Source organism: Janthinobacterium sp. UMAB-60, from assembly GCF_900095235.1.
Taxonomy (GTDB): Bacteria; Pseudomonadota; Gammaproteobacteria; order Burkholderiales; family Burkholderiaceae_D; genus Janthinobacterium.
In genome coordinates this window covers 13,667-29,138 of the sequence record NZ_LT607483.1, presented here as the reverse complement: position 1 = coordinate 29,138, position 15,472 = coordinate 13,667, and the positions used below count along the sequence as shown (strand labels likewise).

The window sequence follows — 15,472 nt, the reverse complement described above, 5'->3', positions numbered from 1 at the left end:
GGCCGGCGCGCCGCTACTGCGTAAAAAAGTGCTTAGGCTTGCGGTTTTTCAGCGACTTTGGCCAGGAAAGCCAGGATCAGCTTGACCAGGTCTTTCGCGCCGATGGCCGCGTATTTCAGGGTTTGCTCGTGCGACAGGGCGAATGGCGACATGCCTTCGGCCAGGTTGGTGATGACGGACACGCCCACCACTTTCAGGTCGCAATGGCGGGCCGAGACCACTTCCGGCACCACGGACATGCCGACCGTGTCGGCGCCCAGGCGGGCCATCATGCGGATTTCCGCGGCCGTCTCGAAGTTCGGGCCAGGGTAGGCGACGAACACGCCTTCGTGCAGGGTGATGCCATTCGCGGCCGCCGTGTCCTTGACTTGCTGGCGCAGTTCGGCGTCATAGGCGTTGGCCATGCTGAAGAAGCGCGGGCCGAAGCGGTCGTCGTTCGGGCCGACCATCGGCGTGCCTGGCAGCAGGTTGATATGGTCGCTGATGGCCACCAGGCTGCCGGCATCCACTTCAGGGCGCAGGGAACCGGCGGCGTTGGTGACGAACAGCATTTCGCAGCCCAGCAGCTTCAGGGTGCGGATGGCGCTCGTCATCACGCCCATGCCATAGCCTTCATAGAAGTGGCCACGGCCCTTCATGCAGACGACGGCGACGCCCGACAGGGTACCGACCACCAGTTCGCCCGCATGGCCGTGCACGGTGCTGATCGGGAAGCCTGGCAATTCGTCAAAGCTGATGCTGACGGCGTCCGTCATTTGCTCGGCCAACACGCCCAGGCCGGAGCCGAGGATCATCGCCACGCGCGGCTTGAAATTTTCAGGAGCGCGGGCGCGGATGATTTCGGCGGCGTGGAAAGGGGTGTTGTTCGACATGGTTATCCTCTGATTGACTAATGATGATGGTTGCTGCCTGCGCGGCGGGGTACGCAAAGTATCGCGCCCAGGTATCGGGTATGTATGGGTGTTGCTGGACTATCCAGATGCGTATTGCCTTTATTTGCCGCCACTATGCATCAAACGGAATATGTATGGCAAATACCATTTTTCTTACCCATTTATACAATTCAAATATAAATGGCCGATATTATAGTCGAGGCTAGCCCAGGCCTGCCATGCCCGGGAAATCCATGCATACAAGCTCCATACGAAGGTTTTTCAACCCTGCTTGACACCGGCTTGACACCAGCAAGACAAATGTTTAAAGTCGCAAACAAATGTTTATACCTTCAGTGAAAACCTTGTGACCGATACCAATAAAAAAGACCAGCTGTACGCACTGATCCGCAACAATCCCTTCATCTCGCAGCAAGACCTGGCTAGCGAACTGGGCTTGTCGCGCTCGGCCGTCGCCGGCCACATCGCCGGATTGATCCGCGAGCGCCGCCTGCTGGGACGCGCCTACGTGCTGCCCGACAGCCGCCCCGTGCTGTGCATCGGCGCCGCCAACCTCGACCGCAAGATGCGCACCCTGGCGACCTTGCAGATGGGCACCTCGAATCCCGTGCGCTCGGAAGAAGTATTTGGCGGCGTGGGCCGCAACATCGCGGAAAACCTGGCCCGCCTGTCGATCCCCGTGGCCCTGCTGACGGCGCTGGGCGACGATGCGGCCGGCCACGCCCTGCAGACGCATGCGGAAGATGCGGGCATCGACATGCGCGGCAGCTTGCATCTGAGCAACACCAGCAGCGGCACCTATACGGCCGTGCTCGACGAACATGGCGAAATGCTGCTGGCGATGGCCAATATGCAACTCTACGAACAGCTGACCCCGGCCTTCTTGCACAGCCGCCAGCCGCAGCGCGCCGCCGCCGCCCTCACCGTCTGCGACCTGAACCTGGGCCACGACAGCGTGCAGGCACTGCTGGCCGACGCGCGCCAGGACGCGGCCCACGCCACGCCGCTGGTCATCGTCGCCGTCTCGCAACCGAAGATGGCGCATTTGCCGCAAGACCTGACGGGCTTGCATCTGCTGATCCTCAACCGGGGCGAACTGGAAACGCGCGTGGCGCGGGCCTTGCCCACGGCGTTTGAGGTGCGCGCCGCCTGCCGCGAAGTGCTGCGCCAGGGCGCGCGCCAGGTGATCGTCACCTGCGGCGGCGAAGGCGTGTACTTCACGGATGGCGACAGCCAGGACGCGTCCATCGTGCACCTGGCCGCGCGCGAAGTGGACGCCGTCGACGTGACGGGCGCCGGCGACGCGTTTTCCGCCGCCGTCTGCTGGTCGCTGTACCACGACAGCAGCGATTTGAAACTGGCGTGCCGGCGCGGCCTGAAGCTGGCCGCCATGACACTGGAATCGGCCGCCACCGTCTCGCCCCTGGTGTCGGCCGGCGCGCTCGACGACATTGACGACGCCGACCTGGCGCCCCCTCCCCCTACCCTCTTTCAACAGGATTGACACATGACCCAATTACAGAATTTCCTCTTGTTCTCGCAAGAAGTGCTCGACGCGCGCGCCGCCGGCAAGGCCATCGTGGCGCTGGAATCGACCATCATTTCGCATGGCATGCCGTATCCGCAAAACGTGGAAATGGCGCGCGAAGTGGAACAGATCATCCGCGACGGCGGCGCCGTGCCGGCCACCATCGCCATCATCGACGGCAAGATCTGCGTGGGCCTGTCGCCAGAGCAGCTGGAATTGCTGGGCACCTCGCCCGACGCCATGAAAGTCAGCCGCCGCGACCTGCCGTTCGTCCTGTCGCAGGGTAAGCTGGGCGCCACCACCGTGGCCGCCACCATGATCTGCGCGGAACTGGCCGGCATTTCCGTGTTCGTCACGGGCGGCATCGGCGGCGTGCACCGCGGCGCGGAAACCAGCTTCGACATTTCCGCCGACTTGCAGGAACTGGCGCAGACCTCGGTCGCCGTCGTCTGCGCGGGCGTCAAATCCATCCTCGACATCGGCCTGACCCTGGAATACCTGGAAACCCACGGCGTGCCCGTCATCAGCGTGGGCCAGGAAGGTTTTCCTGCCTTCTTTACGCGCGAAAGCGGCTTCAAGGCCGATTTCCGCCTCGACACGGCCGCCGAGCAGGCCGCCTTCATCGGCACGAAATGGCAGCTGGGCTTGAAAGGCGGCGTCATCGTCAGCAACCCGGTGCCGGCCGCGCAAGCGATGCCCAAGGAAGAAATCGACGCGATCACCACGCAGGCGCTGCAGGAAGCGGACGCGGGCGGCGTGAAAGGCAAGCAAGTCACGCCTTTCCTGTTGTCGCGCATCAAGCAACTGACGGATGGCCGCAGCCTGGCGACGAATATCGCCCTCGTCAAGCACAATGCCCAGGTGGGCACCGCGCTGGCCATTGCCATGCAGGCGGTCGTGGCACGATAATAGGACTGCCGTAAAAAAGCGCGCGGCCCTCAGGTTCGCGCGCCGTTCCCGTTTAGCATCAGGTAATGCAAGGAAAGCATGTCCATCGATCTGAAACAGTTAAAGTATTTTCTTGCCGTTGCCGAGGAGAAAAGCTTCAGCCGCGCCGCCGAGCGCCTGCATATCTCGCAGCCGCCCCTGAGCCAACAGATCATGAAACTGGAAAGCGAACTGGGCGTGCGCCTGTTTGCGCGCACCACGCGCACCTTCGAGCTGACCGTGGCAGGCAAGGCACTGATGAACGAGGCGGCCGAGCTGCTGGCCAAGATGCGCATGACCATCGATACCATCCGCCAGATCGACCGTGGCGAAGTGGGCCGCTTGCGCGTGGGCATCGTTGGCTCGGCCATGTGGGGTCCCATCCCCAGCCTGCTGGAAGAGTTCCAGACCAAATTTCCCCGCGTCAGCTGGACCATCCATGAATTCGGGCCCACGGTGCAATACGAAGCCTTGCGCGCCAAGCAGATCGACGTGGGTTTCTGGCGCGAACCGAAACTCAATGACGACGACTTGCGCCACGACAACCTGCGCCAGGAGCTGTGCTTCCGTGAAAACGTCTGCGTGGCCGTCAACGAACACCATCCGCTGGCAAAAAACACGGCCATCGAGCTGATCGACATCGCCCATGAGCCCATGCTCACCCTGAACCTCGATAAATCCGCGTTTCCCCGCTACCTGGTGCAATGCTGCGTCAATGCCGGTTTCGAACCCGTGATTTTCCAGGAAGCGAGCGAGCCGCAAACCCTGCTGGCCATGGTAGGTGCCGGCCTGGGCGTGACCCTGGTGCCTGAAACGACGAGCCGCATCGGCTGGCCCGGCGTCGTGTTTCTACCGATCAAGACCAATCCGCCATCGGCCAACCTGTACATCAGCTACACCACGCTCGACGACGCTCCCGTCGTGCGGGCCTTCCTGAACATCATCAATCCCCCAGCGAATTGAGGCAAAGCCTCAAGCGTCGCTAACCCGAAAAGCAGCAAGACCGGGGTCGGACCCTCAGGGACTCGGCGTCCCCGTCCGACCCCAGCCCTTCGTTTTGGGTTTGCATGCCAATTTATATGACTTTCATATAAATAGTTAAACAAAAACGTATTTGTCATACATATCTGGCATGATGCATAGTGATTCGGACGCCCATCGTGGCGCCGGTCCTGCGCCTGCCCTGCCCGTCCATTGACGGCGCATCCCAGCCCGCTCCGGCAGCCCCATTCGATGTTGTAACTATAAAAGAGACGGGGCGCGACTGTTGCATGAGCATCACACTGTCGACATAAAAGCACACAAGGCCGGCAATGATCTTGTTCAATACGGTGCAATGTTGATAAGGAATTATCATCTCGTGCATCAAAAACAGGCTAAATCGGCCCCAAATTATATGTTTCACCTATAAAAAATATACAATATCGATCTTCCAGGAGCCAATTCATGAAACTTACACAATTTAGTTTGACGATCGCAGCCGTATTGTTGACTGCTCAAGCGTCCGCGGCTACCCCAAAACTGGGTGTCGTGTATGACGCGGGCGGCAAGTTCGACAAGTCGTTCAACCAATCCGCTTTCGAAGGTGCCTCGCGCTTCAAAAAAGACACAGGCATTTCCTTCATCGAAGTTCAGGCATCGAGCGATACGCAAGCCGAGCAAGTCATGCGCGGCCTGGCCCGCAAGAAACTCGACATGATCGCCGCCATCGGCTTTGCGCAAACGCAAGCCGTGCAAAAAGTCGCAAAAGAATTCCCGAACGTGAAATTCGTGCTGATCGACGGCCAGGCCGCCGGCAGCAACGTCAATTCCGTCGTCTTCAAGGAAGAAGAAGGCTCCTACCTGGTGGGCGTGGCTGCAGCCATGGCCAGCAAGAGCAAGAAGGTCGGCTTCATCGGCGGCATCGATATCCCGCTGATCCGCAACTTCGCCTGCGGCTACGCGCAAGGCGTCAAGGCCGTCAATCCGAAAGCGGAAATCACGCAAAACATGGTCGGTACCACGTCCGGCGCCTGGAATGACCCGGCCAAAGGTGGCGAACTGGCCCGCTCGCAATTCGAGCGCGGCGTCGATGTCGTCTTCGCCGTGGCCGGCGGCAGCGGCATGGGCACGCTGCAAATGGCCAAGGAAAAAGGCAAGCTGGCCATCGGCGTCGATTCGAACCAGAATGGTTTGTATCCGGGCAGCATCCTGACTTCGATGGTCAAGCGCGTCGACAACACGGTGTATGACAGCTTCATGGAAGTCAAGAACGGCACCTGGAAGGGTGGCGTCAGCTATAAAGGCTTGAAAGAAGGCGGCGTGGATTGGGCGCTCGACGCCAACAACCGCAAGCTGATTACGCCGGAAATCGAAAAGCGCGTGTTGGGTGCGCGTAAGGACATTATCGATGGCAAGATCAAAGTGATCGATTACCGCGTCGGCAGCAGCTGCCCGGTTTAATTTTTCTCCGTATCTTCTAGCGCGCCGCCGGGGCCTGTCTCCGCGCGGCGCGTTTCCATGAAACTATCCAGTTATGAACCTATGCAGCCAGCAGTAGAATTTCGCAGCATTTCCAAGCAGTTTGGACATGTGAAGGCGAACGCCGACGTCAGTTTCTCCATCGCCAAGGGCAGTATCCATGGCCTGGTGGGGGAAAACGGCGCCGGCAAATCGACCTTGATGAGCATCCTGTACGGGTATTACCGTGCCGACGGCGGAGAAATCTTGCTCGACGGAAAAGTACAGCCTATCCGCAACAGCCAGGAAGCGATCAATCTCGGCATCGGCATGGTGCACCAGCATTTCATGCTGGTCGAGAACTTCACCGTCCTCGACAATATCATGCTGGGCACGGAAGGCGGTTTTCGCCTGGCCAGCCACCGTGCCGAAGCGGAAGCCAAGCTGCGCGAGATTTGCGCGCGCTACCGCCTCGACGTCGACCCGCTGGCGAAGATCGAAGACCTGTCCGTCGGGGCGCAGCAGCGCGTGGAAATCCTCAAGCAGATTTACCGCAGCGCCAATATCCTGATCCTCGACGAGCCGACGGCCGTGCTGACGGCCCAGGAAACGGCGTCGCTGTTTGAAATTTTGCGCCTGTTCAAGGAGCAAGGCAAGACCATCATCCTGATCACGCACAAACTGCAAGAGATCCTGGAAATCACCGACAACGTCACCGTCATGCGCGGCGGCACGGTGGTGGGCGCCGTTGCCACTGCGACTACCTCGAAAGAGGAGCTGGCCAACATGATGGTGGGCCGCCCCATCCAGAGCCACTTGCCCCGTGCACCCTACAATCCGGGCGCCACGGTGCTGGAAGTCGACGGTCTGCAACTGGCCGACGCGCAGCAAGTCAAGCTGCTGGCCGACATCGGCTTCAACTTGCGCGCCGGTGAAATCGTCGCCATCGCGGGTGTTTCCGGCAATGGCCAGAGCGAACTGCTGGAAATTTTGTCGGGCATGCGCTTGCCAACGTCCGGCAAGCTGCGCTTCCTGGACAAGGACTTGCCGTTTGCCAAGCGCCACGATGCCGACGGCTTGCCGCTGGCCTTCCGCGAGCTGGGCATCGCCCACATTCCGGAAGACCGCTTGCGCGACGGCGTGGTGAAGAATTTTTCCGTCATGCAAAACACCATCCTCGGTTACCAGGATCACCTGAAAAACCGCTGGGGCCTGTTCAACTTCAAGGCCATCGGCGCGCGCTGCGCGGAACTGCTGAAAACCTTCGACGTGCGTCCGGCGAACCCTGACCTGCGCATCGGCTTATTGTCGGGCGGTAACCAGCAAAAGGTGGTGATCGCGCGCGAAGTGCTGGCCAAGCCGAAACTGATGCTGGTGGGACAACCCACGCGCGGCGTCGACATCGGCACCATCGAAAGCATCCATACGCAATTGCTGGCCCTGCGCGACGCGGGCGTGGCGATCCTGCTGGTGTCCGTCGAACTGGAAGAAGTGCGGGCGCTGGCCGACCGCATTCTCGTCATGTGCGGCGGACGCATCACCGGCGAACTGAAAATTGAAGAATTCGATACCACCCGCATCGGTCTGTTGATGGGGGGAATGCATAAATCATGAATAACGACTTGCCACGCTGGGCGACAGCCTTTGTCATGCCCATGTTAAACCTGCTGTCGGCCTTGCTGGTCGCCGCCCTGGTGATTTATATGCTGGGCGAAGACCCCGCCGAATCGCTGTCGATCCTGGTCCACAGCGCCATCCTCAATCCGGAAGGCTTGAGCTACACCCTGTTCTACGCCAGCACCTTCATTTTCACGGGCCTGTCGGTTTCCGTGGCGATGCAGGCCGGCCTGTTCAATATCGGTTCCGAAGGCCAGATGTATATCGGCGGCCTGGGCCTGACGGTGGCCATGCTGGCCTTCGACCAGACCCTGCCCGCCTGGCTCTTGATTCCTGCCGCCATGATCGGCGCGGCCCTGTTCGGCGCGCTGTGGGGCTTCTTGCCCGGCTATCTGCAAGCCAAGCGCGGCAGCCACATCGTGGTGACCACCATCATGTTCAACTTCATCGCCGCCAGCCTGATGAACTTCATTATCGTGAAGTACCTGATTCCGCCGGGCGAGCAGAACACGGCCAGCCGCGTGTTTGCGGAAAGCGGCGAAATGCCGCGCCTCTCCACCTGGTTCCCGTCGCTGGGCGACACGCCGCTGAACATCAGCTTTATCCTGGCGATCGCCGCGCTGGTGATCTACGGCGTGATGGTCTGGCGCTCGTCGTGGGGCTTCAAGCTGCGCGCCACGGGCCTGAACAAGCATGCGGCCCACTATGCGGGCGTGTCGATCAGCAAGATGATCATCATCGTCATGTTGATTTCCGGCGCGCTGGCGGGTCTCGGTTCCGTCAATTCCATCATGGGTTCGACGCATTATCTGTCGCTCAACTTCGTCGGTGGCGCCGGTTTCATCGGCATCGCCATCGCCCTGATGGGCCGCCAGCATCCGGTCGGCATCTTTTTGTCGGCCGTGCTGTTCGGCGCGCTGATCCAGGGCGGCTTCGACCTGTCGCTGGAAAAACCGAATATCCCGACGGAAACGTTCATTTTCATCCAGGGCTTGATCATCCTGTTCTGCGGCGCCATGGAAAACTTCTACGCACCAGCCATTTCCGCCCTGCTCAAGCGCACCAAAGGCTAACACCATGACACTCGACGACTTTCATTTCGCCAGCATCCTGGTATCGACCGTGCGCAATGCGCCCGTCCTGATCTTTGCCGCCATGGCCGGCCTGTTCGCCGAACGCAGCGGCATGATCGACATCGGCCTGGAAGGCAAGATCCTGGCCAGCGCCTTCGCTTCCGCCGCCGTGGCCTACACGACGCAAAACCCGTATTACGGCATGGCCGCCGGCATGCTCGTCTGCGTCGCCCTGGCCTTGCTGCAGGCGTATGTCAGCATCACGCAAAAGGGCAATCAGCTGGTGGCCGGCATGGCGATCAACATCGCCATGAGCGGACTGACCTTCGTGCTGGCGCAATTTTTCTTCCAGCAAGGCGGCCGCACGCCCGACCTCGGTTCGGCGCGGCTGTTCGACGTGGTCTTGCCGGGCACGCAATACGTGGAGCACATCCCCTTCATCGGCTGGGTGTATGCCCACCTGATCGGCGGCCATTCCATCCTCGTCTACGTGGCGTTCCTGCTGATCCCGCTTGTGCACTGGCTGCTGTACCACACGCGTTTCGGCCTGCGCCTGCGCGCCTGCGGCGAAAACCCGCACGCGGCCGACTCGGCCGGCGTGAGCGTGGAAGCGACGCGCTACCTGGCCATGCTGGTGGCCGGCATCCTGTGCTCGTTCTCGGGCGCGTACCTGGCCATCGTGCAAAGCGGCTTCTTCCTGCGCGACATGTCGGCCGGCGCCGGCTACCTGGCCCTGACGGCCATGGTGTTCGGCAACTGGCGTCCCGTCTACACTTTCCTCGGCTGCCTGATGTTCGGCTTCTTTGCCGCCATCCAGATCCAGATTGAAGGCGTGGACTTGCCCGTCGTGGGCCGCATCCCCGGCTCGCTGATCCAGATGGTGCCGTACGTGGTCACCGTGATCGTGCTGGCGGGCTTGATGGCGAAATCCATCGCGCCGAAAGCGATCGGTATCCCGTTCGTCAAATCTCGTTAAATTTCAACGAGCGAATGCAAAAGCGAAGCCCCCGGGCTTCGCTTTTTTTATGCCTGTGGAATCTCGTCCAGCGAACAATACACGGGCAAACCCAGACTGCGCGCTACAGCCACCATCTGGTCCGCTCCGCCAGACGCACCGCCGATTCTCAGCACGGCATCGCAGTGGCTTAATAGACGCGTCGCGTGCGCGTGGAACAGGTCTTCATACACGGCATCGCCCACCCGGGTGGAGCCGGCCAGCGCCAGCATGGGCAAGGCCAGCCATTCACCGAGCACGGGCATGTGACCCTTGGCATACAGAGGCAGGCAGACGGCTTGCATGGCCGCGACATTCGCCGCCATCAGTGTGGGATCATCGCCCGTGCCCGAGCGGTAGGGGCCGGCAACGAGGATTTGCATGCCAAGTTTGCGCGGCATCAGGTGCAGCTGCGCATGCTGCAGCAGCATGATGGTCTTGCCATCGCAGATGCGGCCATCGGCCACCATGCGCATTGCTTGCGCCAGCGGCAGTTCCAGCACCTCGATATCTTCTCCCTCGTGCGCCAGGCCGCCGCCGTCGCCGATGCGGCTGGCCGGATCGTATTCGGCGACAAAGAAATGCAGGCGCTCCGTTACGGAGCCGGGACTCATGAAGGCCTGAAATATCTTGTGCACCTGCCCCACCCGGTAACCGGTTTCCTCTTCCACCTCGGCACGGATGCGCTGCTCCGCGCTGGCCTCTTCCAGCAAGCCGGCCGCTGATTCAATCAGGAAACCATCGTGGCCTGCGCGATACGTGGGAAAGCGGAACTGGCGGATCAGGATCACCGTGCGACGTTCCTTGTTGTAGAGCAGGATGGTGGCGCCATCGCCGCGGTCATAGGTTTCCCGCGTCTGTGTCTGCCATTCGCCATCATGGCGCAGGTAATCGAATGTGGTCTTTTGCAACAGATACCAGTCGTGCGACAGGGTCTGCACGTCGTGGATGCGGACCCGTTGCTGCTTGCTATTTTCTTCGCGCATAGTGTCTCCTTGTGCTTGCGTTCGTCAACTTTATCATGCAAACTCGTGCAATATCAAGAAAATACAAGAAAAACCATGCTGACACATCAACGCAAACAATATCTGCTGGACTTGCTCCAGCGCGAAGGGCAGCTCGTCGCCAAGGCCGTCAGCGATAGTCTGGGCTTGTCGGAAGACACGATACGGCGCGACTTGCGCGAGCTGGCGAAAGAGGGTTTATTGGAGCGCGTGCACGGCGGCGCCCTGCCCTTGCTGCCCCGCTCGCCCGCGCTGGCGCCGTTTGCGGGGCGCGAACAGATCTCGCCCGAAGCCAAGCCCGCCATCGGCCGCGCGGCGGGCGCCATGATACAAACGGGGCAAGTGGTGTTTCTCGATGGCGGCACCACCACCGTGCAACTGGCGCGCCAGTTGCCGCGCGATTTGCGCGCCACCGTCGTCACGCACAGCCCGTCGATTGCCGTCGAACTGGTGAATCACCCATCGATCGACGTGCTGATGCTGGGCGGACGCCTGTACAAGCACTCGATCGTGGCTGTCGGCGCGGCCACCGTGGAAGCCATCGGCCGCATCCGCGCCGACCTGTATTTCATGGGCGTGTCCAGCCTGCATCCGCAGGCGGGCATCACCACCGGGGACTATGAAGAAGCGTGCGTGAAACGCGCGCTGAGCGATGCCGCCGCACGCACCGTTGTGCTGGCCTCGCCGGAAAAGTTCAACACAACCTCGCCGTTCCAGATCGCGCCCTTGAGCCAGGTCAGCGATATCATCGTGCACCGCGACGTGGACGACGCCCTGCTCGCTCCGTACCGCGAGATGGGCATCGCCATCACCCTGGCATGAAAAAAGCGGCCCGCAGGCCGCTTTCGCATGACATCTTTACTGCGGCCAAATCGCCTGCAGCACGGCGGCCAGGCGATAGCCGCCCTCGATCAGTTGCTGCTTCGCCAACGCCGAGCTGGGCACAGGATAATTGTCCGGCACCGTCAAGCTCCAGACGTTGTAGACATCCCCCTTGCGGCTGGTCTGCTGCGTGGCCGGGCCGGCCACCACGTCCGTGAAAGCAATCTTTGAGGCCGCCAGCGAGGCATCGGCCCACTGATACGGCCAGGTGACAGGGTCGCCGCTATTGGCGCTCACCAGAGGCGCGCTGGCGATCACGGTACGCGCGAACTGCTGCGGCGTGCGCGTGCTCAGGCGGCGCATGGCGTAATCGACGACAGTCGTATCCCAATACGAATGCAGGGGCCTGGTGGGCGACTTCGGATACGCTGGAGCTTTTGCTGTCCCCTCTTCCGCTGGCAACGGCGCGGCTATCACGGCGTCCGACAGGGCCGTCATCTTCGCATCGTCGAGCAGCAAGTCGTTGCCGCCACGCGCATTGAAAACGGCGACATCGTCGATCTGCGCCTGCGTGGCGGGCACGAAAAACTGGCCATCCTTGCCGAGAAACGCATTGCCCACATGCAAAGGCTGGTGGATATCGCCTACCAGATGCGTGATCAGAATCAGTGCTTCGCGCTGGCTGAAGCCGTGCGGATTGCTGGCCGCATCAGCCTTGCCCTGCAGCACCAGGATCGCCTGTTTGAGCGTTTGCACGATATCGTCGTCAGCCGTGCCCACGCCATGGTCATGGTAGTGCGCATTCTGGAATGGCACGTTCGTGTAATGGAATTCGCCATGCTTGGGATTGGCCGCGACGTAGGACAGCATTTCCGGCGATTGCGGGCCGCAATACGTACCCTTCACGCAATCGGGCCAGTTGGCGATCTTTTCCAGGCTTTCGCCAGGCAACAGCAATTGGGCGATATGCGCCTGGGCCGCGCTACCCTTGAGCAATTGATCGGCGATGGCACCGACGGCGCGGTGGCCGTCATTGCCCCAGGCCAGCACATTGCCAGAAGCGAATGCGGCGCCCAGCGCCAGCACGCAGAGTATTTTTTTCATGCTCACCCTTACTCCTTGCCTTGCGGCGCGGCTTTCGCCGGCTTCGGATACTGCCGGTTGATGTCGATCGGCTGTGCATACGCCGAGCTCCACGTCTGCTCATGCAGCGCGGCGATGCGCTGCGCCATCGGCTCGTTGCGCAGCACCACTTCCAGGTTGCGCGACAAGTCGAAATAGCCGCCCGCCCAGTTGCTCGTGCCGACCCAGGCCAGCTTGCCGTCGATGCTCATGGTCTTGCTGTGGATCACGCGCGCAAATGGAATGAACCCCGTCGAGGCCGCAGGAATCGTCACGATGCGGATTTCCACGTTCGGCACCAGGGCCAGGCTTTTCAGGTAGGCGATGGCCGGCGCTTCCGTGTTCCAGGCGGACACCATCAGCTTGATTTTCACGCCACGCTGGGCCGCCGCGCGCACGGCGTTGTCGATCACGGCGTAGTACGGCCGCGTGCGGTTCGGACCGTAGGACAGCGGCGCGTAATCGAGCAGCTGGATGCGCACTTCGCTTTTCGCTTCGGCCAGCAAGGCAGGCAAACCCGTTTCCGAATCACCCACGCCGGCCGGGTTGTAGGCGTTCGGGCTCGCCAGCAGGAAAGCGTTTTGCGCGTAGTTGGCGGGCACGACCTTGCTGTTGAGCACCGTGGCGCGGCTGCCTTGCGACGTCAATGCCTGCGCCTGCCAATCCTGCTCGAAGATCGCTTGCACCTGGCTGACCATGGCCGACTCCGTGATTCTCAAGCCCGTTTCATGGATGTGCTCGAACGAGCGCCAGTCGAAATTCTGGCTGCCGATGTACGCGACCTCACCATCGACGGCCAGGTATTTCGCGTGCACGATGCCGTTGCCCGTGATTTTATTGAAATCGATGAGGCGCAAGTCCAGGTTCGGAATCGCCTTGATCCGGGCGATGGTGGCCGCTTCCGACAGGCCCACGCCCTTCTGGTCCAGCAGGAAGCGGATTTTCACGCCACGCTGGCCGGCGGCCGTCAGGCTGGCCAGCACCTTTTCAAAAGCCGTGCCCGGTTTGCTGACGGCATAGAACTGGGCGATGACGATCTCTTTTTTCGCACCATCGAACAGCTCGCGCCACACGGCGACGGGTTCGCGCAGGTCGGGATTCGTCAAGCTCGTTTCCACGGGCGAGGTGTGCACCAGCTCAAAGCCGGGAATGGTGAAATCGGCGTGGGCCGTGCCCGCGAACAGGGTAGTGACGAGCAGGGAAACAGATAAACGACGCATGGTTTTTCCTTGTAAAGATTATTTGACGCGCACGATGCGGCCCGCCGCCGTGGCGCTGCCTGCCGGCTTGCCGGCGCGCGCGCGGGCGATCAGGTAATCGCTGAAGGCATCGATGTCGCGCACGCCCGTGTCGAACCGGCGCGTGCCGGCCGCCAGCACGGTGAAACGGTCGCCGCCGCCGGCGAGGAAACTGTTGGCGGCGATTCGGTATTGTTGATTGTCATCAATGGCGACGCCATTCAGCATGATGCTGCCCGGCAGCACGCGCTGGCCTTGCGGCTGCGTGCTGTCCCAGCGGTAAGTAAAACCTTCAGACACCTGCAACAGGTTGTTGTCTTCCGCTACCGCGCCCGGCCACTGCTGCTCAAGCAAGGTACGGATTTGCGCGCCGGACAGACTGACCACGATCAGGGTATTACCGAACGGGACAACCGCCTGGTTCTGGCCCACATTCGTCATCAGGTCGGTGCCCGCTTCCAGGTCCTTGCGGATGCCGCCATTGTTCATCAGGCCGATTTGCGCACCAGCGGCGAGCGCGCCGAACAGGGTGCTGTCGGCCACCAGGTCGCCCAGCGCGGAAGCGCCGCTGCCCTTGGTGCTGCGGCCCACACTGGGCACGGCGATGGCGGCCACGGGACGCGACAATTCGGCCGCACTGCGCTGCTTGACAGATTCCAGGTAGGCAGCCACGGCCGGGTCCGGCTCATACATGCCTGGCAGCATGACGACGTTGTGCGCGCTGGCATCGACAACGGCATTCTTGACGGGATCAACCTTGAGCTTGATGCGCGTCAACATGTGTCCGCCCATCTGTGCCTGCGTCACGAGGCGGCCATCGACACGGCACAGATAGCCCTGGTGCGAATGGCCGCTGATGACCAGCTGAATCGCCGGATCGAGGCGTTTCACGACATCGACCACTTCGCCCTTCAGGTGGCTGCAATCGGGCTGGTCGACGGCCTCCTTTGTCTCGCCGCCCTGGTGCAGCAGCACGACGAACACGCCCACGCCCTGCGCGCGCAACTGCGGCAAGGTGGCGTTGATGGCGTCGGCCTCATCGCCAAACCGCAGGCCGGCAATGCCGGCGGCCGTCACCACGGATGGCGTATCTTTCAGCACGGCGCCGATCAGGCCCACCTTGACACCATGCGCCTCTTCGATGCTGTAGGCGGGCAGCAGCGACTTGCCCGTTTGCGTGTCGATCACATTGGCGGCCATGTAGGTGTAGCTGGCGCCCTTGAAGTCGGGCGTAAATTTGCATGCCTTGTCGGCGCGCGACGACGCGCAACCGCCGCGCTGCTGGCGCAGCAGTTCCGCCTTGCCCTGGTCAAATTCATGGTTGCCGACGGAACTGGCCTTCATGCCCAGCATATTCATGGCGACGATGCTCGGTTCATCGGCCCACAGCGCCGACATGGCGGGGCTGGCACCGACCAGGTCGCCATTGCCGACAAAAATCAGCTGCGCGTCCTCGCGGCGCCACGCCGTCAAGGCGCCGGACAAAGTATCGATGCCGCCCGCCAGCACCGTCTTGCGCTCGGCATCAGCGACACTCGTGTAGGTGAATTTGCTGCGGTCGAGATTGCCGTGGAAGTCGTTCAGGGCGACCAGGTTGATATCGACGGGTGCCACGGAAGGCGTGGGAGGCGTGGAAGGTGCGGCACAGGCGGCCAGCAGCAAGGTCAGGGCCGCCGCGGCGGCCAGCGGTGTCAGATGATGTTTCATGGTTCCCACGTAGTCATCGTTGTCAAAAAAATCTGTCTCGTCCGGGGGACGCCAAGCGCCGCAAGCCCATCAGAGTATCCAAGAAAGCAGAACATAAACGAAAAAACG

General features: G+C 61.5%; 12 protein-coding genes and 1 pseudogene. 8 read left to right on the top strand and 5 right to left on the bottom strand.

Annotated elements, in window-relative coordinates; translation table 11 throughout:
• Positions 1–32: 32 nt before the first annotated feature.
• Complete coding sequence (xapA, locus tag K0F86_RS03475) at positions 33–872, bottom strand: xanthosine phosphorylase (RefSeq protein WP_219132981.1); 840 nt, start codon at positions 870–872, stop codon at positions 33–35.
• A gap of 367 nt (positions 873–1,239) precedes the next feature.
• Here xapA and K0F86_RS03470 point away from each other — a divergent pair, with 367 nt between their 5' ends.
• The 7 genes from K0F86_RS03470 to K0F86_RS03440 all read left to right on the top strand — a co-directional run bounded on the left by K0F86_RS03470 (position 1,240) and on the right by K0F86_RS03440 (position 9,453).
• Complete coding sequence (locus K0F86_RS03470; RefSeq protein WP_219132980.1) at positions 1,240–2,397, top strand: carbohydrate kinase; 1,158 nt, start codon at positions 1,240–1,242, stop codon at positions 2,395–2,397.
• 3 nt (positions 2,398–2,400) lie between these two features.
• Positions 2,401–3,330: a pseudouridine-5'-phosphate glycosidase gene (locus tag K0F86_RS03465; protein WP_219132979.1), complete on the top strand. Its 930-nt coding sequence runs from the start codon at positions 2,401–2,403 to the stop codon at positions 3,328–3,330.
• Between the two features lie 78 nt (positions 3,331–3,408).
• Complete coding sequence (locus K0F86_RS03460; protein WP_219132978.1) at positions 3,409–4,311, top strand: LysR family transcriptional regulator; 903 nt, start codon at positions 3,409–3,411, stop codon at positions 4,309–4,311.
• A 483-nt stretch (positions 4,312–4,794) separates the two neighbouring features.
• Complete coding sequence (locus K0F86_RS03455) at positions 4,795–5,790, top strand: BMP family protein (protein ID WP_219132977.1); 996 nt, start codon at positions 4,795–4,797, stop codon at positions 5,788–5,790.
• Positions 5,791–5,871: 81 nt separating this feature from the next.
• Entirely contained in the window at positions 5,872–7,401 is a 1,530-nt protein-coding gene (locus K0F86_RS03450) for an ABC transporter ATP-binding protein (protein WP_219132976.1), read from the top strand.
• Positions 7,398–8,477, top strand: a complete 1,080-nt coding sequence (locus K0F86_RS03445) for an ABC transporter permease (RefSeq protein WP_034754518.1) — start codon at positions 7,398–7,400, stop codon at positions 8,475–8,477. Before K0F86_RS03450 ends, K0F86_RS03445 begins: the two co-directional genes overlap by 4 nt.
• A gap of 4 nt (positions 8,478–8,481) precedes the next feature.
• On the top strand, positions 8,482–9,453 hold the full coding sequence (locus K0F86_RS03440) for an ABC transporter permease (RefSeq protein ID WP_086145100.1): 972 nt from the start codon (positions 8,482–8,484) through the stop codon (positions 9,451–9,453).
• Positions 9,454–9,872: 419 nt separating this feature from the next.
• Here the strand turns inward: K0F86_RS03440 and K0F86_RS27915 are convergent.
• A pseudogene (locus tag K0F86_RS27915) lies at positions 9,873–10,457 on the bottom strand (NUDIX domain-containing protein); the annotation flags it as partial.
• A gap of 75 nt (positions 10,458–10,532) precedes the next feature.
• Between K0F86_RS27915 and K0F86_RS03430 the strand changes: the two are divergent.
• On the top strand, positions 10,533–11,297 hold the full coding sequence (locus K0F86_RS03430; protein WP_219132974.1) for a DeoR/GlpR family DNA-binding transcription regulator: 765 nt from the start codon (positions 10,533–10,535) through the stop codon (positions 11,295–11,297).
• Between the two features lie 36 nt (positions 11,298–11,333).
• On the opposite strand, the gene K0F86_RS03425 is transcribed toward K0F86_RS03430, so the two are convergent.
• From K0F86_RS03425 to K0F86_RS03415, 3 genes are read right to left on the bottom strand one after another with little or no spacing between them, the layout of a single operon-like run.
• The gene (locus K0F86_RS03425; protein ID WP_219132973.1) at positions 11,334–12,401 is read right to left on the bottom strand and encodes a S1/P1 nuclease; all 1,068 of its coding nucleotides are present in this window, start codon (positions 12,399–12,401) and stop codon (positions 11,334–11,336) included.
• An 8-nt stretch (positions 12,402–12,409) separates the two neighbouring features.
• Positions 12,410–13,639, bottom strand: coding sequence for a phospholipase D-like domain-containing protein (locus K0F86_RS03420; protein WP_219132972.1), 1,230 nt, complete (start codon positions 13,637–13,639; stop codon positions 12,410–12,412).
• A gap of 18 nt (positions 13,640–13,657) precedes the next feature.
• Positions 13,658–15,364 (bottom strand): bifunctional UDP-sugar hydrolase/5'-nucleotidase, encoded by a 1,707-nt coding sequence (locus K0F86_RS03415; RefSeq protein ID WP_257571968.1) that lies wholly within the window; start codon positions 15,362–15,364, stop codon positions 13,658–13,660.
• Positions 15,365–15,472 lie beyond the last annotated feature (108 nt).